We start from the raw sequence: 21749 nt of genomic DNA, 5'->3' as shown, positions 1-21749 counted from the left end.
CCTCCGTCCGCCCACGGCGGCCCGGCACGGTCCCAACGAGAGGCCCTACGGCTGGCCGTACCCGTCCAGGAAGGTGCCGATCCTGGTCACGGCGTCCCGCAGGTCGGCGACCGTCGGCAGGGTCACGACCCGGAAGTGGTCCGGTTCGGGCCAGTTGAAGCCCGAGCCCTGCACGACCATGATCTTCTCCTGCCGCAGCAGGTCCAGGACCAGCTGCCGGTCGTCCCTGACCTTGAAGACCTTCGGGTCCAGGCGCGGGAACAGATACAGCGCGCCCCTGGGCCGTACGCAGCTCACGCCCGGGATCTGCGTCAGCAGCTCGTAGGCGGTGTCCATCTGCTCCTTCAGCCGCCCGCCCGGCAGCACCAGGTCGTTGATCGTCTGGCGTCCGCCGAGCGCGGCCACCACCCCGTGCTGGCCCGGCATGTTGGCGCACAGCCGCATGTTGGCCAGGATCGTCAGACCCTCGATGTAGGAGTCGGCGTGCGCGCGCGGGCCGGAGACGGACATCCAGCCGACGCGGTAGCCCGCCACCCGGTAGGCCTTCGACATGCCGTTGAAGGTCAGGGTGAGCAGGTCGGGGGCGACCTTCGCGGTCGGGGTGTGCGTGGCGCCGTCGTAGAGGATCCGGTCGTAGATCTCGTCCGAGCAGACCAGCAGGTTGTGCCGGCGGGCGATGTCGGTCAGGCCCTTGAGCATCGCCTCGTCGTAGACCGCGCCCGTGGGGTTGTTCGGGTTGATGATGACGAGCGCCTTGGTGCGGTCGGTGACCTTGCGCTCGATGTCGGCGAGGTCGGGCATCCAGTCCGCCTGCTCGTCGCAGCGGTAGTGCACGGCCGTGCCGCCGGAGAGGGAGACGGCCGCCGTCCACAGGGGGTAGTCCGGGGCGGGGACGAGGACCTCGTCGCCGTCGTCCAGCAGGCCCTGCATCGCCATCACGATCAGCTCGGAGACGCCGTTGCCGATGAAGACGTGCTCGACGTCCGTCTCGATGCCGATGGTCTGGTTGTGCATGACGACCGCGCGGCGGGCGGCGAGCAGGCCCTTGGCGTCGCCGTAGCCGTGCGCCGTGGAGACGTTGCGGAGGATGTCCTCGAGGATCTCCGGGGGGCACTCGAAGCCGAACGCCGCCGGGTTGCCGGTGTTCAGCTTGAGGATGCGGTGGCCCGCCGCCTCCAGCCGCATGGCCTCCTCGAGAACCGGGCCCCGGATCTCGTAACAGACGTTGGCGAGCTTCGTCGACTGGATCACCTGCATGCCGCGAGCTTACGGCGCGGTAATGCCTCGTGGGTCGTGTTTTCCACCACGCGAGACACAGGGCTTTGCCCGGATATCGCCGTTGACTGTCTCAGGAGTCACTTGCGTCTCTAGAATCCGCTGACATGTCCACGGAACGGCAGCATGAGGCGGGAGCGCACGGCCCGCGGGGAGCGGGCGGCGCGCCGGAAGTCCGGCCGAACGTCTACCACCCGCGGCCGGCCCGGACCCCGGCCTACGAGGAGTACGCCGACCCGGCCGCGGCGCACGGCTGGCACGACGCGTACGACGCCACGCGCGAGCTGCCCCCGGTGCCCGCGGAACCCGGGCCGGACGGGTCCGGCACGGGCCGGGCCGGGCGCCGGCGGGCGCGGCGGCGCGGGAGTGACCGCCGCCGGGTGGCGGTGGTCGCCGGTGCCCTCGGGGTGGCCGGAACCGTCGCGGTGATCGCCGCTCTGTCCGGTGCGCACACCCCGGCCGGATCCCGTCCGGTGGACGGCGGACGGGTCGCGGGCGGCACTGCGGCCACCGACGGCGGCGGCACGGACACGCCCACCCCGGCCACGACGGCCCCGGCCGCCACGGTGCCGGTCACCGCCACGGCCTCCGCCGTGGCCCCGCCCTCCCGCACGGCCACCGCCCGCCCTTCCGGCGGTACGGCCCCGAGCACCGCCCCGGGCGGGCCGGGCGGCAGCCCGTCCGCCACGGCCACGGCCCCCGCGACGGCCTCGGCCGCCCCCACGTCCACGGCCCCGACCGCCGGCCCGACGGTGTCCGCTTCCGGCAGTCCGTACGTCCGCGGTCACGGCCACAGATGGCCGAAGCGGCCGCGCTGACCCACCCGGCGTCTCAACGCCCCTGGCTGCACGCGTGGTTGGGAAGGACGGGTGCCGTAGAACCGATCCCGGTGCGAGAGTTGAGCGCGCGCACAGGGAAACCCCTATGACCTGACGCGGCTCCTTGTCCCCGAGCCCTCCGGCCCATGAGAATGCGCATGACAATCGAGTGGGCGGCCGGAGGACCTCCGGTCGCCCAAGTCGTAAGAGGGGACCCCCACATGAACAAGCCTCTCCTTGCCGCGCTCTCCTCCCTGGCGATAGCCGGGCTGGGCGCGACACCGGCGGTCGCCGCGCCGCACGCCGCGGCACCGCACAGCACGGCGCCGCACGCCGCCGCGCCCGCCGCGAAGACCGTCGCCCCGCACTCCGCCAAGGCCGCCGCGGTCACCGTCAACTTCGCCGGCACCGTCTCGCTGAGCAACTGCTCCGGCTCCGTCATCCGCTTCCCCAACTCCGCCGACACCGACCCGGCGCTCGTGCTGACCAACGGCCACTGCCTGGAGACCGGCTTCCCGGCGCCCGGCGAGGTCATCACCGGCCAGTCCTCCAGCCGTACCTTCGGGCTGCTGAACTCCGCCGGCACCAAGGTCGCCACCCTCCGGGCCAACCAGGTCGTCTACTCGACCATGACGGACACCGACGTCACGATCTACCGCACCACCACCACGTACGCGGCGATCAGGAGCTCGTACGGCATCAGCCCGCTCACCGTGCAGGACACGCACCCGGTCGCCGGCACCGCCATCAAGGTGGTCTCCGGCTACTGGAAGCGCATCTACAGCTGCAACATCGACGGGTTCGTGTACCGCCTCAAGGAGGGCGACTGGACCTGGAAGGATTCGGTCCGCTACACCTCGGCCTGCGACACCATCGGCGGCACCTCCGGCTCCCCGGTCATCGACACCACCACCGGCAAGGTCGTCGCCGTGAACAACACGGGCAACGAGGACGGCCAGCGCTGCACGGAGAACAACCCGTGCGAGGTGGACGCCAACGGCAACGTCACCGTCCGTCAGGGCATCAACTACGCCGAGGAGATCTACAACGTCCCGGCCTGCTTCACCACCGGCAACAAGCTCAACCTGAGCGCGTCCGGCTGCACGCTGCCCAAGCCGTAACCACCGGCGGCGGGCGGTCACACCGGAGTACGGCGGACCGCCCGCCCCGCCAGCACGTCCGTCCGCCTGCCGTCCTCGATGACGAACCGGCCGTCGACCAGGACGTACGGGATGCCTTCCGGCAGTCGGCGCGGCTCGGCGAAGGTGGCGCCCGGCGCGACCGTCGCCGGGTCGAACAGCACCAGATCGGCCCGGTACCCCTCGCGCACCAGCCCGCGGTCCGGCAGCCGCAGCCGGGCCGCCGGCCGCCCGGTGAGCCGGGCGACGCACTCCTCCAGTGTCAGCACGCCCAACTCCCGCACGTAGTGGCCGAGATAGCGCGGGAAGGTGCCGTAGGCGCGCGGGTGCGGCTTGCTGCCCCGCAGGATGCCGTCGGAACCGCCGGTGTGCGCCCGGTGCCGCATGATCGCGCGGACGTTCTCCTCATGGCCCACGTGCTGGAGGACCGTCGTCCCCAGCCGGTCCCGCAGCAGCAGTTCGCGGGCCGTGGCCCAGGGCGTCTCGCCGCGCAGGTCCGCCGCCTGCCGCACGGTACGGCCCACGAGAGCGCCCAGCGCCGGGTCGGTGACCCCGGAGATCTCGACCGTCTCCCACTCCACGGGCACGCCGTGGCAGCCGTCGGAGCCGGTGACCTCCAGGTCGTGCCGGATGCGCTCGGCCGCCGCCGGGTCGGCGAGCCGGGCCAGGATCTCCTGCGGGCCGCCCTCGCTCGCCCAGCCCGGCAGCAGCGCGGCCAGGGTGGTGCAGCCCGGGGTGTAGGGGTAGGTGTCCAGCGTGATGTCGGCGCCCTCGTCCAGGGCCCGGTCGAGCAGGGCCAGCAGTTCGGGCGCCCGGCCCCGGTTCACGCCGAAGTTCATCGTGGCGTGGGCCAGGTGCAGCGGACAGCCGGCCTCCCGGGTCAGGGCGACCATCTCGGCGTAGGCCGCCAGGGCGCCGGCGCCGTAGGAGCGGTGGTGGGGGCAGTAGTAGCCGCCGTACGACGCCACCACCCGGCACAGCTCGGCCAGTTCGCCGTCCCGGGCGTACATGCCGGGCGTGTAGGTCAGGCCGGAGGACAGCCCCACCGCGCCCTGCTCCAGCCCCTCCGCCACCAGCCGCCGCATCCGGTCCAGTTCCGCGGGGGTGGCCTCGCGGTCCTCCCAGCCGACGACGAGGGCCCGGACCGTGCCCTGCGGGACGAGGTAGGCCGCGTTCACGGCGATGCCGCGGTCCAGCCGGTCGAGGTACTCGCCCACCGACCGCCAGTCGAAGTCGATGTCGTCGCCGTACCCGTTCCAGCCGGTGATCGCCCGGCGCACCTCCGCCAGCGTGCGGTCGTCCACCGGCGCGTACGACAGCCCGTCCTGGCCGATCACCTCCAGCGTGACCCCCTGCGCGGCCTTGGCGCTGTGGTCGGGGTCGCGCAGCAGGGCCAGGTCGGAGTGGGCGTGCATGTCGATGAAGCCGGGGGAGAGGACCAGGCCCTCGGCGTCCAGCTCCCGCACGGCACCCGGCCGCTGGCAGCCCGCGGCGGCGGCCTCCTTCACGATCGAGACGATCCGGCCGCCGTCGACCACGACGTCGGCGCGGTAGGAGTCCGCGCCGCTGCCGTCGACGACGTCGGCGTCCCGGATGACCAGGTCCTCCACGCGGGCCTCCTAGAAGAACGTGCGGACGTAGTCGACGACCGTGCCGTCGGCCTCGGCCACCGGGATCAGCTGCCACTTGTCGAAGACCGTGCACGGGTGCGACAGCCCGAAGCCGATCCAGTCACCGGTCTCCACGTCCGCGCCGGGCGCGGTGCGCAGCCACAGGTGCTGGTCGGACAGGGCGCTCACCTCGATGCCGGCCGCCGGTCGCTCCGTACCGTCCCGGCGTACCACGTGGGCCACCGGGAGGTCGAGGTCGTAGGCGGCGTCGCGCTTGCCCGCGTTGACGAACGCCTCCGTGGGCGACGGCCGGGACACCACCTGCGCCCACAGCCGGAACGCGGGCTCCAGCGCGCCCTCCTCGGGCACCCGGTTGAACGGCGTCAGCCTGTCGTAGTGCACGTCGTCGTGCGAGACGTAGGCGCCGGAACGCAGCAGCCGCAGCACCGGCAGGGAGAGCCGGGGGATGCCGGCGAAGACGTCGGCGACCGCGTCGAACCACTCGCTGCCGCCGGCGCTCACCACGACGGTGTCCGCCCCGGCGAAGCGCCCGGCCCCGTCGAACTCGACCGCGAGGCCCACCAGTCGCTCCAGCCACTGCCGCACCCGCTCCGGGGAGGCGTCCGGCACCTGGGCCTCGTACCCCGCCACGCCGACGAGCCGCAGCGTGCCGGTGCCCGCCACCGCGTCGGCGACCGCGGCGGCCTCCGCCCCGGTCCGCACGCCGGTCCGGGCGCCCTCGCTCGCGCCCAGCTCCACCACCACGTCCACCGGACGGGCCGTGCCCCGCAGCGCCGCGTCCATCAGCTCGACCCCGCGCACGGAGTCGACGTAGCAGACGAACCGGAACTCCGGGTCGGCGGCCAGCTCGGCGGCGATCCAGCGCAGCGCGGAGGCGTCCACCAGCTCGTTGGCGAGGAAGACCCGCCGGACGCCGAACGCGCGGGCGACCCGCACCTGGTGGGGCACGGCCAGCGTGATCCCCCAGGCGCCGTGGGCGAGCTGGCGGTGGAAGAGCTGCGGGGCCATGGACGTCTTGCCGTGCGGGGCGAAGGCCAGGCCGTGCCGGGCGGTGTACGTCTCCATCAGTGCCAGGTTGTGCGCGAGGCGCTCGGCGGACAGCGCGAGCACGGGGGTGGTGAAGCCGTCGTCCGCCCGGAACAGGTTGCGGCGCTGGGCCGTCAGCTCGCCGACGGTCAGGCCGTCGGCGTCCGGCGGGAGGCCCTTGAAGCGGTGGTCGACACGTTCCCCGGCCAGGCCGGCGAGCCGTTCCCCGGCCAGGCGGGCGAGCGCTTCGGTGCTCATGAGGCCCCTCTCTCGGTCCCTGTGTCATTGCGCTATGTGCAACGACCATTGCGTGTGGTGCTGACTGGTGTCTAGCATCTCGCCGAACACCGGGTCAACGGAGAACCGTCACCCGGCAATCGACAGGAGCCATCATCGACGACGCTGCTTACGCCTCGGCCGGTGCGCACCCGTGGGACGTCGTGGACGTGGTGACGCTCGGCGAGTCCATGGTCACCTTCCTGCCCAGCCGGCCCGGCCGCCTCGCCGACGTGCCCTCCTTCGACCGGGCCATCGGCGGCGCCGAGTCCAACGTGGCCTGCGCGCTGGCCGCGTTCGGGCACACGGCACGCTGGGTCGGCCGGGTCGGCGCCGACGGCTTCGGCGACCACCTGGTGGAGCGGATCGCCGGCTACGGGGTCGACGTCTCCGCCGTACGCCGGGACACCGGCCGCCCCACCGGCGTGTACTTCCGCACCGCCGGCGACCGCGGGACGGGCGCCCACGAGGTGGCCTACTACCGGGAGGGCTCGGCCGCCTCGGCGATGAGCACCGGGAACGTGGACCTGGCGGCCGTACGGGCGGGACACGTGCTGCACCTGTCGGGCATCACGGCCGCACTGTCCGGCGACTGCCTGGCGCTGATGCGCGCGCTGACGGCCCCCGGCGCCGGCCGCCCCCTGCTCTCCTTCGACGTCAACCACCGCCCCGGCCTGCCCGGAACCGACCCGTCGGCCCTCCTGGAACTGGCCCGCGGGGCGGACCTCGTCTTCGTGGGGGAGGACGAGGCGGAGCAGGCGTGGGGCGTCACCGGGGGACCCACGGCGATCCGCGCGGCACTGCCCGAACCGGCGGTGCTGGTCGTCAAGCAGGGGGCCGCGGGAGCGACGGCGTTCGACGGCGGGCCCGCCTTCGAACCCGCCCCGCGCACCAGCGTCGTCGCGCCCACCGGCGCCGGGGACGCCTTCGCCGCCGGCTTCCTCTCCGCCACCCTGCGCGGACTCCCCGTACGCGACCGCCTCCGCCACGGCCACCTGATGGCCGCCGCCGCCCTCACCACCCCCGGCGACCTCGCCGCACCCCCCGCCCGCGACCACGCCGACCGCCTCGCCGCCCTGGACGACGACGCATGGGGGAGACTTCGACTCGGCCCCGGCTGGACACAGGCCGACCGGGCCCCGGAGGAGGCGAACACCCCATGAGTCAGACCGTCGACCGCGCCCTGAGCATCCTGCCGCTGCTCGCCGAGGGCCCCGCAGACCTCGGGCAGGTCGCCGACCGCCTGGGCGTCCACAAGTCCACGGCACTGCGTCTCCTGCGCACCCTGCACGAACACGGCCTGGTCTACCGCCAGTCCGACCAGCGCTACCGCCTGGGCGCCCGCCTCTTCGCCCTGGCCCAGGAAGCGATGGAGAACCTCGACATCCGCGAGATCGCCCACCCCCACCTCGCGCGCCTGAACGAGAGCTGCGGACACACCGTCCACCTCGCCGTGTACGAGGAGAACGAGGTCCTCTACATCGACAAGGTCGAGAGCCGCTATCCGGTCCGCATGTACTCGCGGATCGGCAAACCCGTCGCCATCACGGTCGCCGCCGTGGCCAAGCTGCTCCTCGCCGACCTCCCCGGACCCGAGCGCCGCGCCCTCGCGGACAAGCTCGACTACCCCCTGTACACCTCCCGCTCCACCCCCAACGCCGCCGCGTTCCTGCGGGAGCTGGAGCAGGTACGCGAACAGGGCTGGGCCACCGACCTCGGCGGCCACGAGGAGTCCATCAACTGCGTGGCCGCACCGGTCCGCGGCGCCGACGGACGCGTCGTCGCGGCCATGTCGGTCTCCGCGCCCAACGTCGTCGTCACCGCCGACGAACTCCTCACCCTGCTCCCGCAGGTGCGCCGCACCGCCGACGCGATCAGCGGCGAGTACTCCGGAAGAACGCCAGTGAAGGGCACCCCCGCATGACCGAGAAGACCGCGCTCACCCCGAAGACCCACACCGCCCCGCCCGCCGCCTTCTCGCACGGCGTCAGGAAGGGCAACATCCTCCAGGTCGCCGGTCAAGTCGGCTTCCTGCCCGCCGAGGAGGGCCGGCCCCCGACGCCGGCCGGCCCCACCCTGCGCGAGCAGACCCTCCAGACCCTCGCCAACGTACGGGCGATCCTCCAGGAGGGCGGCGCGGGCTGGGACGACGTCATGATGATCCGCGTCTACCTCACCGACGTCGGCCACTTCGCCGAGATGAACGACATCTACAACGCCTACTTCGCGGAGCAGGGCCTCACCCAGCCGCCCGCCGCCCGCACCACGGTCTACGTCGGCCTGCCCGCCGGCCTGCTCATCGAGATCGACGCGCTCGCCGTCCTCGGCTGAGCCCCTGGCGCTCCCGCGCCTCCCGCGCCTCCCGCGCCTCCCGCGCCTCCCGCGCCTTCCTCTCCTTCCGCACGTCCCGTACGGCACGGCACCCTCCGGGGCGCCGTGCCGCGATCCCCCCTGCCCGAAAGCAGCATGCATTTACGAAGAGGACCCCCGCCATGTCCGCTCAGCCAGCCGCACCGGCCCCCGCCGCCCCACCCCACACCGGGGGCCTGCTCCTCCTCGTCGACGGCACCCCCGGCCTGCTCACGGTCGCCGCCCTCGGCATCGCCCTGCTCCTCCTGCTGATCATCAAGGTCAGGCTCCAGCCGTTCGTCGCCCTCCTCGCCGTCTCCATAGCCGTCGGCCTGCTGGCCGGCCTCTCGGTCACCGAACTCTTCGGCACCGTCCAGCGCTCCGACGCCGTCTCGACCATCGAGTCCGGCATGGGCGGCATCCTCGGCCACGTCGCGATCATCATCGGCCTCGGCACGATGCTCGGCGCGATCCTCGAGGTCAGCGGCGGCGCGGAAGTGCTCGCCGGCCGCCTGCTGAACCTGTTCGGCGAACGCCGCGCCCCCCTGGCCATGGGCCTGACCGGCCTGCTCTTCGGCATCCCGGTCTTCTTCGACGTCGGCATCTTCGTCCTGGCCCCGATCGTCTACGCCGCCGCCAGACGCTCCGGCCGGTCCATCCTGCTCTACTGCCTGCCGCTCCTCGCCGGCCTGTCCATGACCCACGCCTTCCTGCCACCGCACCCCGGCCCGGTCGCCGCCGCCGGACTGCTGCACGTCCAGCTCGGCTGGATCATCCTCATGGGCGCCGTCTGCGGCCTCCCCGCCGTCCTGGCCGCCTGGGCGTACGCCGCCTGGATCGGAGAGCGGATCTTCGTCGCGGTACCGCAGGACATGGCCGACGCCGCGGAGGAGGCGAAGCGGACCGTCCTCGCCGAACAGCGCGCGCAGGGCGTGGCGCCGCAGGAGCGGCCGGTACCGCTCGGCACGGTCCTCGCCATCATCGGCACGCCCCTGCTGCTCATCCTCGCCGCGACCTTCTCCTCCATCGCCCTGGACCCGTCCCCCGGCCGCTCGGTGCTGGAGTTCGCCGGCAACCCCTTCGTCGCCCTGACCGTCGCCCTGCTCCTGGCCTGCTACCTCCTCGGCATCCGGCGCGGCTGGTCCCGCACCTCCCTGGAGAGGGTGTCGACGGCGTCCCTGAAGCCCGTCGGCAACATCCTGCTGGTGGTCGGCGCGGGCGGGGTCTTCGGCGCCGTACTGAAGGCCAGCGGGGTCGCCCAGGCCCTGTCGGACACCTTCCACGGCGTGGGACTGCCGGTGATCGCCCTCGCCTACCTGATCTCGCTCGTGCTGCGGGTCGCCCAGGGCTCGGCGACCGTGGCCATCGTGACGACGGCGGGCATCGTGGCACCCCTGCTGGCGGCGGACCACCACTCCCAGGCCTTCACCGCCCTCGTCATCATGGCGATCTCCGCCGGGTCGATCTTCGCCTCGCACGTCAACGACGGCGGCTTCTGGATGGTGGCGAAGTACTTCGGCATCAGCGAACGCGACACCCTGCGGACATGGACGGTTCTGGAGTCGGTGCTGTCACTGGCGGGGTTCGCGGTGGCCGGTGTGGTCAGCGTGTTCGTGGTCTGACTGGTTCCGGCACAGGGAAGTCGTCCATACTGCCGCCGTGGAGCAGCGCATAGGAGCGAGCAGCAAGCCGTCGGAGGGCGAGCCGTTGAACGCCGAGCCGTCGAAGGCCAAGCCGGTGAAGGCCGAGCCCGTGACGGGCGCCGGTTTCGACCCGGCCTTCATCCCGGGCATCACGGGCCCGTCACCCGCGGGTCCGCCGGCGAAGGACTCGGCGGCCGGCAAACCGGAGGCCGAGGACCCGGTGTCGGACGATCCCGTGGCGGGCGAGCCGGTGGCGGGCGAGCCGGTGGCGGACGATCCGGTGGCCGTCGGGACGGCGACCGACGCGGCGGACGGCGAACAGACCCCCGAGGGGCCGGTGTTCGAGGCGTCCGACCGCCGGGCCCGGATCGTCGCAGACCACCGGGGGGTCCGCCTCCGCCTGGACGAGGAGGACTGCGAGTTCGGCTGGGACGAGATCGCCGCGGTGGAGACGGAGTCGCCCCGCTTCGGCAAGCGCTTCACGGTCACCGTGCACACCCCTGACCGCCGCTGGTACCCGATCGAGATCGAGGCGACGGCCAGGGCGCGCTTCACGGAGTGGGAGTCGGCACTGGACGCGGTACTCGACGCCTACTTCGAGGAGGCCTAGCCGCTAGCCGCAGTACTGGGCGGCCTTGCCGATGGCCCGGTACATGCAGTCCGCGTTCTCCAGCAGTTGCAGCACGGCGTCCTTGTTCCGGGAGGTCTCCCGCTCGATCACCTCGTCGGGCGGGTAGAACCCGCCTCCGCCGGACGCCGGATACATCTCGAAGGTGTAGTCGAAGATCTTCTGTGTGCCCCACAGATAGTCGTCGATCGACCCGTCGGTGATGTACAGGTCGCTGGACTGCTCCGGCGTGTACCCGTTGCTCGCCGCCATCTTCTGCCCCACGGCCTTGTACGCGGCGGCGTCGTCCGCGGTCATCCCGGACGCCGTGTCCGCGTACGTGTACCCGAACGGCCAGAGCACCAGTTCGCTGTAGGTGTGGAAGTCGATCCCGGCCTTGATCTGCTGCCGCCCGCCGACGACCCGGCTGCGCACGAAGTCGGCGACGACCCGCACCTCGGGCGCGGACTCGGCGGCGGACCCGCGGTAGGTCTCCGAGGACGTCGACCCGGAGGAACCGCCGCAGCAGCCCCACTTGTAGTCCCAGTTCCGGTTGAGGTCCGTACCGACGTACGACGAACCGGAGTTCGGCTGCCGGTTCTTCCGCCAGGACCGGTAGGACCCGCTGGCGATGTCGTACTCGCCCCCGTCCGGGTTCAGGTCCGGGACGATCCATATCTCCCGGCTGTTGACGAGGTTCGTGATCCGGGAGTCGGTCCCGTACCCCGCGCCCAGCTCCCGCAGCAGGTACAGCGCCATCTCCACGGTCAGGTGCTCGCGCGCGTGCTGGTGGGCGGTGAACAGCACCTCGGGCTCGTCCTCGTCGGTGCCGACGTTGTCACTGACCTTGATGGCGACGATGTCCCGCCCCTGGTACGACTTCCCGATGACCCGCCGGCTCATGATGCCCGGGTGGGCGGCGAGCCGCTGGTCGATCTCGGCGTTCATCTCGGCGTAGTTGTGGTACTTCGAGTCGGCGCTCGGGAAGTCGTACAGCCGGGTTCCGGTCCGCTGCGGCGCGGCTCCCAGGGGCTGGACGTCGTACCCCAGCCGGCGCAGCCGCCGGATCTGCTCCGCCCGCCCGGAGACGACGACGGTCTCCTCGTCGGCCTCGTCGACGGTGACCCCGGTCGCCTGAATGGCCGTACGGGTCACGGGAGTCGTGCTCTGGTGGATCTCGTACTGCCGGACGTCGTCACCGGAGGGAGCGGCCCGGCGGGCGCTGTCGGCACTGGCCTGACCGACGGTGGCCGAGACGGGGGCGGCGAGGGCGAGGGCGAGCAGGGCGCCGAGGGCGGCGGTACGTCTGCCGCCGGGCGCGCCGGAGCCGCGGATACGAAGTCGCATGAACTCTCCTTGGGTCTCCAGGAATTCCGGGGTCGCCGGAAGCGGGGGGTGGAGCTGGGGAGCTGGGGGGTGCGTCAGTGCGACGTGCTGATGCGGACCCGCCGTGCGGCGTAGCTGTGAGTCCGCTGTGCGGGTTGGCGCTCATGGTGGGGGGTTGGCATGCCTGGGTCAAGTACGCGTGAGGGGCGTAGGGCCGGGGGCAGATGCGCCGGACCCGCCTCCTGCCGGGCTTCGCCGACGAATCCGGGGTGCTTCGTCATCGACGAGCACACCGTGGACGTGGACGCGGACGAGTGGGCCGGGGGCTTCGCACGCGTGCGTCCCGCCCGGTGAGGTGCCGCCCCGCGCGGTGGGCAAGCGGACAGCGCGCCGTTCCCCGGGGGGAAGGGCGCGCTGCCGGTGGGCGAGGTCAGTCCTCACCGCCGCAGGGACGGGCGGGGATCAGTGACGCCCGCCGTGCCGTCCGCCGTCGCGGTGGTCGCGGTCGTCACCGCGGTGGTCGCGGTGGTCGCGGTCGTCACCGCGGCGTTCGCGGTGGTCACGGTCGTCGTCGCCCCAGGAGACGGCGTCGACGAAGCGGCCGCGGTCGTTGCGGAGGGTCGCGGTGTCGTAGTCGTCGCCCCACACGGACTGGCGGCGGTCCTGGTAGAGGTCGTTGCGGTTGTCCCGGCCGAACCCGGTGTGCACGCGGACGGTCGCGTCTCCCGCCAGCCGGTAGTGCCGGAAGGTGTAGGTGTGGCCGTCCTCGTCGGACAGCGTCCACCCGTCGAGGTTCACGGCTCGGCGGCTCTCGTTGGCGAGCTCCACCCACTCCCGGTTCAGGGGGCGCTCGTAGCGGTAGTGACGGACCGGCGAGGAGTGCTGTACGCCGCTGATGACCACCTCGGCGCGGTGCGAGCGGTGGTGGTCACGGTCGACGGCCGAGGCCGGCAGTGCCACGGCACCCACGACGGCGGCCGCCGCCACGGTGGCGGCAGCGACACGGCGGGCGGTGACGGATACGGAAACGGACACGAAGTCCCCCTTCGCAAGGGCTGTACACACCCCTCTGCCGACGGCCCGGGACGGGGCCGGTGCAGCGAAGTGCGGTGTACGGGTGGCGGCCGGTCGGCCGCACATCCACACCATGCAGCGGCGCACGGGGACGATCCCGGAGACGCCGGGCACCGTTACGATTCGCGCACATATCTGTGACTGGCGGCTGCAATGTCCACGTATGAGCGGCATTGCCACTGAGCGCCCACCTCAGGAACCCGACGCGACACCCCTCACCCGAAAGTGGGTAACAGTGGGGTCCGGTGATGTCGCGTCGCATGTGACAGGAAGGGGCCAGCCGAACCCGGCCCGGTCGACCGAAGGAGGTCGGTCATTGGAAAAGCAGGCGGTCATGCACGGCGAAGTGCGGGGTCACCTGGATGCTCAGTGCGCCGGAGCATTCGCCCATGTGGAAGTCGACCGAGACGTGCGTGGCAACCGGGCCGAGAGTGAAGGACAATCGCGTCGCACTTTCGCGGAAAATGTCCAATAGTACGTCGCCGCGACCGCTCAGCCAGCGAACTCTCACCGACCTGGCGAGGGTGTCGTAGGAGAGGGCGAGTGATTCCCCGTCGCCATTGTGCCACGTGAGGACGCGTGCACCGCTTTCATCGGTGTCAGGCCATTCGCCGATCGCTGCGAGGACCCCTTCGTCGCTGGGGGCGAGGAACTCCCGGTACATATGGTGTCTCACTTTCTGCTGTATGGCGGCCAGTGGGGCAAACTGCCCGAAATGCTGACGTTCGGCCCGCTGCCGCGGAAGATCACAGTGGAGAATCTACGGCCGCCACCGGGCAGAAGCTCCCACGTGCTCTCGAGTCCCAGAGCCCCGTGAGGCCCGTACAGCACGGAGTTGGTGACGCCGAACTCGCCGCTACCGCCATTCCACTGCTTCGTGAAGGTGCGTTCGAGCGGTTGCTGGGCTGCCTCCGTCAGGTGGTCCGTCAGATATTGACGCGCTTGTGGCGTATCGCTGATGCCGATGCGGTGAAGTTGCAGCTGGTTCTGTAATGCGCGAGGAGAATTGTGGGAGTCCGGCTTGATGTCCTTATTGAATACGTAGTCGAGCTTTCGCGGGTCGATCTCGGCTGAACCGCCCTCCCCGGGCTTGCATCCAAAGAGACCCAACGGGTCCGCCCAGGTATGGGGATTATGGACGTACGTACCCGCGTTGGGGCCTGGGTCGAGTCCAAGAGGATCCGGCGTCAGGTATCGTGCCGTTTCCGGGTCGTAATGGCGGAAGTAGTTGTAATGCAGGCCCGTTTCCGGGTCGTAGTACTGGCCTGGGAAGCGTAGGGGTGTGTAGGTCGTGCTGTTTGTCGACCACGCCGTTGTGCCCCACAGGGTGCTGCGGGTGTGCCAGGCGATGTCGCCCTGTTCGTCGATCAGTTCGCTGGGGGTGCCGACCAGGTCGGTGACGACGGCGAAGAAGCGGGAGTCGATCTCCTGTTGTGGCGCGTCGGCCGCTGTGATGCGTTCCGTCTGGGACAGGGGGCGCAGGCCCTGGTGGTCCCAGGTGAGGGTGACCGGGTGGGGGAGGCCGGCGGAGGTCGTCGTCTGTTCGCAGAGGGTGGTGCCGTCCCAGGTGAAGGTCACCCGTTCCAGCACCGTTTCGCCGTCGTCCGCCAGGCGGAGTTTCGCCGTGCGGCGGCCGAGGGGGTCGTAGGTGTAGCGCCAGCGGGTGCCGTCGGGGGTGACCACCGAGGTCAGCCGGTCCTCCGCGTCCCACTCGTAGCGCCAGGTGTCGGGCTTGCGGGACAGGCGGGTCTTCTGGCGCAGGGTGATGCGGCCCAGGGCGTCGTGTGCGTAGCGGACGTTGCCGGCCCGGGTGATGCGGGTGCCCGCGTACGAGCGGGAGCCGGCCGCCTCCGCGCCCGGGTGGTCCGGTGGCCAGGACGCCTGGGTCTGGTTGCCCGCCTCGTCGTAGGCGTACCGCTCCGTCCACCCCGCCGCGTGGACCGCCGTCACCCGTCCCGTCGCGTCCAGGTCGAAGTGGCGGGAGCCGGCGAGGTGGTCCTCGATGCCGGTCAGGTTGCCGTCGGCACGGTAGGTGTACGCCCGGTGCTGGACCGTGCGGCCGTGTGTGCCGGTCACCGACTGGGTCGTCAGGCGGCCCAGCGCGTCGAAGGTGTGCTCCAGCGTGATCGCCCCGCCGACCCGGCGGGTCAGTTCGCGGCCCGCCTCGTCGTACGTGAAGTCGATGGACCGGCCCGACGCCACCAGGTCCGTGCGGCGGCCCGCCGCGTCGTAGGACCAGGTGGAGACGGCGCCGGCCGGGGTCGTGCGGCCCGTGCGGCGGCCCAGGGTGTCGTAGGTGTACGTGAGTGTCCGGCCGTCGACCGTCTCGGAGCGCAGGCGGCCGTGCCGGTCGCGCAGCAGTGTCAGGGTGGTGCCGTCCGGGCCCGTCGCGCCCGCGAGCCGGTCGGTCAGGTCGTAGGTGTAGGCAGTGATCTGGCCGGCCGCGTTCTTGCGGAGGACCTGGCCGAGTTCGTCGCGTTCGAACGTCACCTCCTCGCCGAGCGCGTTGCGGCGGGAGGCCAGGCGTCCCGCCGGGTCGTAGGTGTACGTCAGCACACGGTCGTCGAAGTCGGTCTCCGCGCACAGGCGTCCGGCGGCGTCGTACGCGTACGTCCAGGTCAGGCCCTGCGGGTTCGTGACCCGGGTCAGGCGCAGTTCCGTGTCGTGGTCGAACTCGTAGCGGATGCCGTCGGGGCCGGTGCGGGCGGTCAGCAGGTCGAAGTGGGTGTACTCGAAGCGGCTCACGCCGCCGAGCGGGTCCGTGTGGCCGGTGCAGTTGCCCTCGCCGTCGTACGTCCACGTCTCCGTCGTGCCGTCGGGGGCCGTACGGCGGGTCAGGTGGCCCTCGACCGACCAGGCGAGACGGGTCACGGCGCCGGCGGGGTCCGTGATCGCGGTCGGCAGGCCCAGCGCGTTCCGTTCGTGGCGCACGGTCGCGCCCAGCGGGTCCGTCACCTCCACCGGGAGGCCCGCGCGGTCGCAGACGAGCGTCGTCGTGTTCCCCGCGGGATCCGTCACCGAGGCCAGGTGGCCGGCCTCCGTGTACGTGAAGCGGGTCGTCCGGCCCGCCGCGTCCGTCACCGAGGTGCGGTTGCCCCGGTCGTCGTACGTCTGGTGGATCACCGTGCCGGCCGGACTCACGACCTTCACCGGCAGGCCCAGCCCGTTGTACTCCGCCCTTGCCTCGCGGCCGTCCGGGCGGACGACGCGCGTGAGGTCGCCGGTCCCGTCGTACTCGAACGTCGTCGTGCGGCCCAGCGCGTCCGTCGTGGAGCGCAACTGGTGGTGGCGGTCGCGGACGTGGCGGACCGTCGCGCCCAGCGGGTCGGTCTCCGCCACGACCTGCCAGGTCTCGTTGATCAGGTAGCGGTGCGTGTGGCCCTGGGCCGTCGTCGCCGTCGTCGTGCGCAGGCCCGTCGCCGGGTCCGGGTCCCCGTACGTCAGGCGGACGGCCATGTGGCCTGCCGCGCCGCTCTGGGCGGTGCAGCGGTCCTGGTCGTCGTACGCGTAGGCGTAACCGCGGTCGTTCGTGTCCGTCCAGGACGTGACGCGGCCCCGCTCGTCGTACGTGAAGCGCAGCGGGAGGCCCGAGGAGTTGACGACCTCGGTGAGGTTGCCGTCCGTGTAGCCGAAGCGCTTCAGTTCCTCGCCGGTGGCGGTCAGGTGGTACGCCGTGACGCGGCCCGCGTCCGTGGTGATGCGGACGCCCTGTCCGGCGCTCGTGAACACGCCCAGAGGCGTGCCCCCGGCGTCGTACTCGAACGTGATCCAGTTGCCGTTGCGGTCGTCCACCTGCTCCAGGACCGCGAGGCCGGGCCCCCGGTCGGCGAAGTGCCAGGTGCGGTGGGTACGGGGGTCCGTGATCGTGTAGCCGTCCTCCACCCGGTCCAGGGGGAGGCGGGGGCCGTGGCCGGCCAGGGTGGGCAGGCCCGGCGCCGGGTGGGGGTACGACAGGAGGCGGCCGTCCTCCGTGACGAGGACGACCCCCTCCGCGTCGATCTCCAGGCGCTGGTCCAGCGTGGAGGACCAGGACGGGCCGAACCACCGGCCCAGGCGGTAGCCGGACTCGACCCGCCGGGCGAGGACGAGCGGCAGCACGCCGGGGAGGGTGACGTCCGTCTGCGGCAGGTACATCGTGCCGGTGGCCACGTTGACCGGGTCGCCGCAGCCCTTGGCGCTGTTCTCGTCGTGCGAGTGCCGCGGCGGGTCGTGGTCGACCGTGTCCCGGGCCGACTTCCCCGCCGCGCCCTCCGCCCCCGCCCGTGCTTCCCGGGCCGCCGCGGCTTCCGCCGCCCGGCGCGTGAGGCCCGCCTCCGCCGCGTCCTTCGCCAGCCCTGCCTCCATGCCGATGCCGTCGGTGCCGAAGAACTGGGGGATCATGCGGCCGCCGAACTCCGACGGGTCCTTGCGGAACTCGTCGTACATGGTCTTCGCGGTCCGCTCGGGGTGCGCGCCGCTGGAGACCAGGCCGGAGAGCGTCATGCTGACGTTCTGGAGGTAGGCGGCCGGGTGGGTGACGTTGTAGGGGTCGACGGGGTCCAGGCCGCGGACGAAGTCGACCAGGCCGGCCGTGCCCTTGAGGGCGCCGCCCACGACGTGGGCGAGTTCGGTGGCGTTGGACCGGAGACCGTCGGCGAGGTCGTGCTCGACGCGTTGCAGGGGCGGTGGTTCGGCGGGGGCGTGGGCCAGGGCCGCCTTGACCCTGCCCTGCGCTTCGGAGGCGGCGGTGTTGCGCTGCTTGCGGGCCTCGGCCAGCTTGTGGTGGGCGGCCTGGACGACGGCCTTGCCCGGATCGTGGAACGAGCCGGGTGCGGGGCCCGGATCCACGTCCGTCTCGGCCTTGGCCCGGTACGACCGGGTCTGCTGCCGGTAGGTCTCGAACGCCGCCCTGGACGCCTTCACACCCTTGTCGTAGAGCTCCACGGCCTCGCGTGCCTGATCCTGCGCCCACTTGACGGTGTCGGCGTACGACTCCAGCGCCCCGGCCGCCGTCCCGCACGCCTCGGCGGCCCGCGCCCACTTGGCGGGGTGGACGCCGAACTTCTCGCGGAAGGCATCACCGCCCTCGCCCTGCCAGCCGGAGGAGTCGACCTTCCTCAGCCCCCGGCCGACCTTGTCGAACGCGCCGTGGAAGTCCCGCAGGTGCTTGGCGCTCTCCCGGATCTTCGCCGGGCTGCCGTGGACGAGTTCGTTCGCCTCGTCGCTCTCGCCGAGCTGCTGCTCACCCGGGGTCGCGCCCAGGTCGGAGGCGATGCCGTCGCCCCAGTCCTCCACCACGTCGGCCCACTTGTGCGCCCCGAAGTGGTCCAGGCCCTCACCGATCTTGTCGGTGGTGTGGTCGACGCCCTTGCCGAGGAGCTTCTTGCCGCGGTCGACGAGATCCTCGCCGCCGCTGAGCAGCGAATCGGTGATGTCTCCGATGCCCATCAGCCCGCACCGCCCTGCCGCTCGGCGGCGGCCTCGGCGCGGGCCTCGGGGGAGGGGCCGAGGGTGTCGTCCAGCAACTGGTCGTACCGGTCGTCCGAGATGCCGAACGTCTCGTGCAGGTCGGCGGGGTTCAGGCCCGGCGGGGCGGTGTGCGAGGTCAGCACGTCGCGTCCGGCGTCCTTCCAGCCCTGCACGCTGTTGTCCCCCGCCTGCGTGAAGGACTCCTTGCTGTAGTCGACATCACCGCCGAACGCACCCGACGTGGCGATGTCGCCCCAGCCCTTCTTCTGCACGTCCTCCTCGGAGGCGTACGGGTTGCCGACGGCCGCGTTGGTGACGACCTTGAAGGTGCCCTCGACGTACCGGTCGTTCTCGTAGTACGTGCCCGCCGCCAGACCCGTCTTCGTCGCGAAACCGTTCCCCTCGTCGATCAGCGAGCGCACGCCCCACTCCCAGCGTTCGCAGAACGACTTGAAATCCCCCGTCAGCCCCTCGTGGCCCAGTTCCAGCCCGGACAGGGCGATCCTCCCGAAGCCGCGCCCGGCCCCGGCGTCCCCGACCATGCCCAGTTCCTTCAGCTCGCCCAGGGCATCGGTCAGCCCCTTGGCGATCAGGTTCAGGCCGTCGGTCCTCAGGTCCTTGCCGCTGTCGGTCACCGCTCGTCCCCCGCCTCACCGTCGACGTCCACCGCCACCGCGTCCGGCACGACCCCGCGTACCGGAGGAAACACCGTCCCGCCCGCACCGTCCGCACAGTCCAGCGCCACCCCGCACGGAACTCCGGTCGCCGGTACGGCCGCGTCCAGCAGACGGGCACCCAGCCACCGCTGGTACGGCCACTGCCGGCCGCCCTCCCCCCGCGCGAGCGCGAACCGGGCCAGGGCCGGCTCGTCCGAGAAGGCGTAGAACCAGCGGACGCCGCCGAAGTCCGCGGTCAGCGGGCTGCCGTCCTCGGGGTCGAGGGGGACGAGTACGGCCGTGCGCCGGAACTCGCCCAGCAGGACGGCGAACGCGCGGCGTCCGCGCTCGACGGCGTCGGCGGCGGGGATGCCGGATGTCTCCGCGGCCGCGGTCCCCTCCTGCTCGGAAGCGGTCGGTTCCGCGTAGTCGTACAGCCGCGACCTGCGGGCGTGCCCCGCCGCGTGGGCGTCTCCCCCGTGCTCGGCCATGCCCGGGATCCTCACAGTCGGGCCATGGCCGCCGCAACGCGGTACGGACCCGACCGGTCAGGTCCGGCCAGCCGCAGCCCACCCCCGGGCACGCGACAGCGCCCGGACCGTGGGGGGTCCGGGCGCCGGTGTCGCCGTGCGGGTCAGGTCACGGCAGGGCGTGCACGTGGGCCCCCACCGAGTTGGACCAGGCGTTGCCGGACGCCGCGTCCCAGTTGGTGGACCAGGTCATCGCGCCGCGCAGGCCGGGGTAGGTCTTGGAGGGCTTGAAGGTGCCGCAGCCCGTGCCCTTGGCCAGGCAGTCCAGGGCGTTGTTGACCACCGTCGGGGAGACGTAGCCGCTGCCCGCGCCGCTCGGTGACGCCGGCAGGCCGAGGCCCACCTGGGACGGGGCGAGGCCGCCCTCCAGCTGGATGCAGGCCAGCGCGGTGAGGAAGTCGACCGTGCCCTGGCTGTAGACCTTGCCGTCGCAGCCCAGCATGGAACCGCTGTTGTAGTACTGCATGTTGACGACCGTGAGGATGTCCTTCACGTTCAGGGCCGTCTGGAAGTAGGCAGCGGACGTCGACTGCATGTCGATCGTCTGCGGGGCCATCGTGAGGATCAGGGACGAGCCCGCCTTCGCCGACAGCGCGCGCAGTGCCTGCGTCATGTAGGTCGCGTTGAGACCGTTCTCCAGGTCGATGTCGACGCCGTCGAAACCGTACGTCTGCATGAGCGAGTAGACGGAGTTGGCGAAATTCGTCGCCGAGGCCGCGTCGCTCACCGACACGGAGCCCTTCTCGCCGCCGATCGAGATGACGACCTTCTTGCCGGCCGCCTGCTTGGCCTTGATGTCGGCCTTGAACTGGTCGGCCGTGTAGCCGCCGAGACCGGCCGAGTCCAGGCTGAAGGACACGGCTCCCGGGGTGGAGGTCGCGTCCGCGAAGGCCACCGCGATGATGTCGTAGGCGGAGGGGACGTCGGACAGCTTCTGGACCGTCGCGCCGTTGTTGAAGTTCTGCCAGTAGCCGGTGACCGCGTGCTTGGGGAGGGTGCCGCCTCCGCCGCCGCCTCCGCCGCCGGCGGACGTCGTACCGGTCACGGACGCCGACTTGGCCGACTCGCCCGCCGCGTTGGTCGCCGTGACCTGGAAGGTGTACGCCGTCGAGGCGGACAGGCCGGTGACCGACGCGGACGTGCCGGTCACCGCAGTCACCTTGGTGCCGTTGCGGTAGACGTTGTAGCCCGTCGCGCCGGACACCGTGGACCAGGACAGCGACACCGAGGAGGACGTCGTGCCGGTCACGGACAGGCCGCCCGGCGCCGCCGGGACCGTCGGGGCGGGGTCGCTGCCGCCACCGCCGTCGGGGCCGTAGACCGAGACGTCGTCGGCGTAGTAGGCCGCCTGGCCGTACCAGCCGTGGGTGTAGACGGTGACGGACGTCGTCGACGCGCCGGTCGTGAACGTCGTCGACAGCTGCTTCCAGGAGGAGGAGTCGGGGGTCCAGGTGGAGACGTCCGTGGTGCCCGTGCCCGTCACGCCGAGGTAGGAGTAGCCGCCCTGCACCCACGCGCTCAGCGTGTACGTCGAGTTGGGCTTGACCGCCACCGGCTGGGTGCACTGGGCGTTGTCCTGGCCGGCCGGGGTCGCTCTGAGGGCGGCGGAGCCGCCGTGCGCGGGGGAGGAGACCGTCGTACCGCTGCCCGCCGTACAGGTCCAGTTGGCCAGGCCCGACTCGAAGCCGGCGTTCTTCACGTTGTTGACGTCCGCCGCGGAGGCCGGGGTGGCCGCGGCGAGGCCCGCGACCGAGAGGGCGAGGGCGGTGGCGGCGGACCACGTGGCGAACCGCCGTCCGCGGGGTCTGGGTATGCCTGGTGCGCGGTCCACAGGGAGCCTCCGGTGGGGAGTTGGCGGGGAGAGGGGGAGAGCACGGTGGCCACCGCTCGCCTCCAAGTTGGTCCAGACCAATCGAGGTGTCAAGAGGTCCAGACCAAACACGTTTCCGGC

General features: G+C 72.0%; 17 protein-coding genes. 7 read left to right on the top strand and 10 right to left on the bottom strand.

What is annotated here, in order from left to right:
- Positions 1–45: 45 nt before the first annotated feature.
- Complete coding sequence (locus tag AB0F03_RS10805; protein WP_361988762.1) at positions 46–1257, bottom strand: pyridoxal phosphate-dependent aminotransferase; 1212 nt, start codon at positions 1255–1257, stop codon at positions 46–48.
- Positions 1258–1382: 125 nt separating this feature from the next.
- On the opposite strand from AB0F03_RS10805, the gene AB0F03_RS10800 reads away from it, so the two are divergent.
- On the top strand, positions 1383–2093 hold the full coding sequence (locus tag AB0F03_RS10800) for a hypothetical protein (RefSeq protein WP_361988759.1): 711 nt from the start codon (positions 1383–1385) through the stop codon (positions 2091–2093).
- A gap of 221 nt (positions 2094–2314) precedes the next feature.
- Positions 2315–3214 carry a serine protease gene (locus AB0F03_RS10795; protein WP_361988756.1) on the top strand — a complete coding sequence of 300 codons (900 nt, stop codon included), beginning with the start codon at positions 2315–2317 and terminating at the stop codon, positions 3212–3214.
- A 17-nt stretch (positions 3215–3231) separates the two neighbouring features.
- Here the strand turns inward: AB0F03_RS10795 and AB0F03_RS10790 are convergent, their stop codons facing one another.
- Positions 3232–4842, bottom strand: a complete 1611-nt coding sequence (locus AB0F03_RS10790) for a D-aminoacylase (protein ID WP_361988753.1) — start codon at positions 4840–4842, stop codon at positions 3232–3234.
- Positions 4843–4851: 9 nt separating this feature from the next.
- Positions 4852–6147, bottom strand: a complete 1296-nt coding sequence (locus tag AB0F03_RS10785) for an alanine racemase (RefSeq protein ID WP_361988750.1) — start codon at positions 6145–6147, stop codon at positions 4852–4854.
- 182 nt (positions 6148–6329) lie between these two features.
- Here AB0F03_RS10785 and AB0F03_RS10780 point away from each other — a divergent pair, with 182 nt between their 5' ends.
- The 5 genes from AB0F03_RS10780 to AB0F03_RS10760 all read left to right on the top strand — a co-directional run bounded on the left by AB0F03_RS10780 (position 6330) and on the right by AB0F03_RS10760 (position 10767).
- Positions 6330–7328, top strand: a complete 999-nt coding sequence (locus tag AB0F03_RS10780; protein WP_361988747.1) for a sugar kinase — start codon at positions 6330–6332, stop codon at positions 7326–7328.
- Positions 7325–8089 (top strand): IclR family transcriptional regulator, encoded by a 765-nt coding sequence (locus tag AB0F03_RS10775; protein ID WP_361988744.1) that lies wholly within the window; start codon positions 7325–7327, stop codon positions 8087–8089. The genes AB0F03_RS10780 and AB0F03_RS10775 overlap by 4 nt, the downstream gene beginning before the upstream one ends.
- On the top strand, positions 8086–8496 hold the full coding sequence (locus tag AB0F03_RS10770) for a RidA family protein (protein WP_361988741.1): 411 nt from the start codon (positions 8086–8088) through the stop codon (positions 8494–8496). Before AB0F03_RS10775 ends, AB0F03_RS10770 begins: the two co-directional genes overlap by 4 nt.
- Positions 8497–8657: 161 nt before the next feature.
- Positions 8658–10136 (top strand): gluconate:H+ symporter, encoded by a 1479-nt coding sequence (locus tag AB0F03_RS10765; RefSeq protein WP_361988738.1) that lies wholly within the window; start codon positions 8658–8660, stop codon positions 10134–10136.
- Between the two features lie 37 nt (positions 10137–10173).
- Positions 10174–10767, top strand: coding sequence for a hypothetical protein (locus tag AB0F03_RS10760; RefSeq protein ID WP_361988735.1), 594 nt, complete (start codon positions 10174–10176; stop codon positions 10765–10767).
- 3 nt (positions 10768–10770) lie between these two features.
- Here AB0F03_RS10760 and AB0F03_RS10755 read toward each other — a convergent pair whose 3' ends face one another.
- The 7 genes from AB0F03_RS10755 to AB0F03_RS10725 all read right to left on the bottom strand — a co-directional run bounded on the left by AB0F03_RS10755 (position 10771) and on the right by AB0F03_RS10725 (position 21611).
- Positions 10771–12111, bottom strand: coding sequence for a M14 family metallopeptidase (locus AB0F03_RS10755; protein ID WP_361988732.1), 1341 nt, complete (start codon positions 12109–12111; stop codon positions 10771–10773).
- Positions 12112–12552: 441 nt separating this feature from the next.
- Positions 12553–13125, bottom strand: a complete 573-nt coding sequence (locus AB0F03_RS10750) for a lamin tail domain-containing protein (RefSeq protein WP_361988729.1) — start codon at positions 13123–13125, stop codon at positions 12553–12555.
- A gap of 352 nt (positions 13126–13477) precedes the next feature.
- The gene (locus tag AB0F03_RS10745; RefSeq protein WP_361988726.1) at positions 13478–13828 is read right to left on the bottom strand and encodes a hypothetical protein; all 351 of its coding nucleotides are present in this window, start codon (positions 13826–13828) and stop codon (positions 13478–13480) included.
- A gap of 8 nt (positions 13829–13836) precedes the next feature.
- Positions 13837–18591, bottom strand: a complete 4755-nt coding sequence (locus tag AB0F03_RS10740) for a putative T7SS-secreted protein (RefSeq protein WP_361988723.1) — start codon at positions 18589–18591, stop codon at positions 13837–13839.
- A complete protein-coding gene (locus AB0F03_RS10735; protein WP_361988720.1) occupies positions 18591–19247 on the bottom strand; it encodes a hypothetical protein in 657 nt (218 codons plus the stop codon). The genes AB0F03_RS10740 and AB0F03_RS10735 overlap by 1 nt, the downstream gene beginning before the upstream one ends.
- Positions 19244–19759 carry a hypothetical protein gene (locus AB0F03_RS10730; RefSeq protein WP_361988717.1) on the bottom strand — a complete coding sequence of 172 codons (516 nt, stop codon included), beginning with the start codon at positions 19757–19759 and terminating at the stop codon, positions 19244–19246. The genes AB0F03_RS10735 and AB0F03_RS10730 overlap by 4 nt, the downstream gene beginning before the upstream one ends.
- Positions 19760–19907: 148 nt before the next feature.
- Positions 19908–21611: a glycoside hydrolase family 18 protein gene (locus AB0F03_RS10725; RefSeq protein ID WP_361989132.1), complete on the bottom strand. Its 1704-nt coding sequence runs from the start codon at positions 21609–21611 to the stop codon at positions 19908–19910.
- Positions 21612–21749: the final 138 nt, after the last annotated feature.

Origin of the sequence: Streptomyces sp. NPDC028722, assembly GCF_040637655.1 — a bacterium.
GTDB lineage: Bacteria > Actinomycetota > Actinomycetes > Streptomycetales > Streptomycetaceae > Streptomyces.
Note: the sequence above shows the minus strand (reverse complement) of the source record. Positions and strands in the feature narration are given on the sequence as shown.